The organism is Azotobacter beijerinckii, assembly GCF_900110885.1.
Lineage (GTDB): Bacteria > Pseudomonadota > Gammaproteobacteria > Pseudomonadales > Pseudomonadaceae > Azotobacter > Azotobacter beijerinckii.
The window spans coordinates 1-2,565 of record NZ_FOFJ01000139.1 but is presented as its reverse complement, the minus strand read 5'-3'; the positions used below and the strand labels follow the sequence as shown (position 1 = coordinate 2,565).

The 2,565-nt window shown below is 46.2% G+C and carries 2 protein-coding genes and 1 pseudogene; all 3 read left to right on the top strand.

Annotated elements, in window-relative coordinates; translation table 11 throughout:
• The coding region (locus BMY22_RS23110) for an AAA family ATPase (RefSeq protein WP_208599388.1) at positions 1-1,520 on the top strand (1,520 nt) is incomplete at its 5' end.
• Position 1,521: 1 nt separating this feature from the next.
• Entirely contained in the window at positions 1,522-2,193 is a 672-nt protein-coding gene (locus tag BMY22_RS23105) for an RloB family protein (protein WP_090625658.1), read from the top strand.
• 95 nt (positions 2,194-2,288) lie between these two features.
• A pseudogene (locus BMY22_RS23100) lies at positions 2,289-2,565 on the top strand (hypothetical protein); the annotation flags it as partial.

Here is a 2,565-nt window from a genome sequence, read left to right as displayed (position 1 = left end):
GGGGCTCGGAAAAGTCTTGTCCGTTACCGCTAATCCTCGTCCAACGCAAGAGCGATGTAGCGCGATTGCCCTGGGGGCGGGGTGTTGATGCCTTGACGCCAGTCCATGCTCCGAGTAAAGGGCAGTGCCTGTCTATTATTGACGAGATGCCGGCAATGGATAGGAAAAGCATGCTAAATTCATTTTTGAGGCAGATTTTGCCAGATTTTGTCAGAAATGGATGTCAAAAGAGGTTGTGGCTTATGTTAATCCAATTTAGCGTTAAAAATTGGCGCTCCGTCCGAGATGAGCAAACCCTTAGCTTGGTTAAAGCTAAGGGTGATGAGCTAGCAGAGACGAATAGCTTTGATCCTGAAGTGCAGGCCACAGGTCCATTGTTGCGCTCTGCTGCCATTTATGGAGCTAATGCTGCAGGTAAATCTAATCTGCTTGATGCGCTTCGTACAATGAAAGTAATTGTTCTTGAGTCAGCAGCTCAAAAGCAGCAGGGGGATGAGCTTCCTGTTACTCCATTCCTTTTGGATCAAGAGACAGAGAATCTGCCTACAGAGTTTGAGGCTGTTTTTGTTTCGAGTGGAGTGAAGTATCAGTATGGTTTTGCTTTAACTAAAAGGAAGGTTGTAGAGGAGTGGTTGATTGCTTCTCCTAACGGTCGGCCCCAACGCTGGTTTACTAGGGAATGGAGTGAACTTAGTGATAAGTACGCTTGGTCTTTAGGTGGTGCGTTGGTAGGGCAGAAGCAGCTCTGGAAGGAATCTACTCGGGACAATGCTTTGTTCTTATCTACAGCTGTTCAATTAAATAGCAAACAGCTTCAGCCGGTTTTTGATTGGTTTAAAGATAAGCTAAGGTTAACTAATGTTTCTGGTTGGGGGCTTTCTTATACAGCTTCCTTATGTGAGCAGGAGGAGGATCGTGCGCGTGTATTGGACTTCTTAAGGGCGGCAGATTTAGATATCCATGATGTGCATGTTGAGTCGGAGCAGTTTTCGGTAAATCATTTACCAGAAAGTATGCCTGAGGAGATGAAGAAGCAGCTTCTGGAGTCTATGAAGGACAGATCTATTTATGATGTTCGAACAGTTCATCATGGAACTCAAGGGCAGAAGGTTGAGTTTGATTTTCATGAGGAGTCAGATGGCACTCAAAAGCTATTTGCGTTTGCTGGTCCATGGCTTGATGTGCTGAAAAAAGGTTTGGTATTGGCTGTGGATGAACTGCATGATAACTTGCATCCGAAATTGGTAGGATTTCTTGTTGATTTGTTTCATAGCAATGAGACAAACCCTAAGAATGCGCAGTTGATCTTTACTACGCACGAGACATCCATCTTGAGTCAAGAAGTGTTTCGGCGGGACCAAATTTGGTTTTGTGAAAAAGAGAATGATCAAGCAACTCACTTATACCCGCTAACAGACTTCAGTCCGAGAAAGGGGCGCGAGAATATTGAGGCTGCATACCTCGCTGGTAGGTATGGTGCTTTACCATATATTAGATCTCTTAAGGTTGTGGAGGCTTAGCGTGGGAAGTGATGATCTACATCACCGCCGTAAAGCTAAAAGGATGCGTGATTTACAGAGGCGTCCTCCGGTTCGCTTGGGGTGCGATAAAATTTTAATTGTCTGTGAAGGGAGTAAGACGGAGCCTTTTTATTTTGAGGAGCTTAAGGATTTTTATGAAATTGAAAGTGCAAAGGTTCGGGTTAGTGGTGAGTGTGGTTCTGATCCGATGAGTGTCGTGCGGCACGGAGAAAGGCTTTATCGAGAGTCGTTACATGATTGTGAAGGGGCCTTTGATAAGGTCTATTGTGTTTTTGATCGTGATCAGCATCCAAACTATCAGGAGGCGCTTTTTTATTTAAGTAAGTTGCGCCCTTTAAATGTTTTTGAGGCAATAACATCTGTTCCTTGTTTTGAGGTGTGGTTGCTTTTGCATTTTAATTATTCGTCAGCACCTTTTGTTGGTGCTGGTGGTAAAAGTGCAGGGGATCAAGTGGTTTCTGTTCTAAAAGATTACTGGCCTGACTATGAAAAAGGTTCCAGGGGATCATTTGTCCATGTCTTTGGTCAGGTTGGGCAGGCTAAGAGATTTGCCGAGCGATTAATTGGTGATGCTGAGCGCAATGGTAGTGATAATCCGACAACGAAAGTCCATAAACTCGTTAGCACTTTGCAAGAAGTAAAGCAAAAATAAATAGCTGGAGATTGATAGTCAGTGCAGTTTAGACATGCCGCCGACGTGTGCCGGCGGTAGTGCGGACTCAAGCCGCGTCCGCTATCTGCTCGTCGGGCTCGGACTCGGGGTATCAGTTCAAGCTGCAGAATGCGGATTTGGGGTTGATTGCCCTGGTCAAGAATCACAACGTCAAGGCCGATTCGGTGGGGGCTCATCTCAAGTTCGAGGTGTCGCCGCATTTGATCGACAATCGCAGCCCTAAGCAGCTGCAGGAGTTGTTGGGCGGTCTGGCGGTACAGCTGCTGACGCAGTGCGAGGCCAACCAGTGCGCGGTTCATCTTGCCCTCGATGTGCAGAAAGCGCTCCATGAACCCCACCTTCAAATGAGGT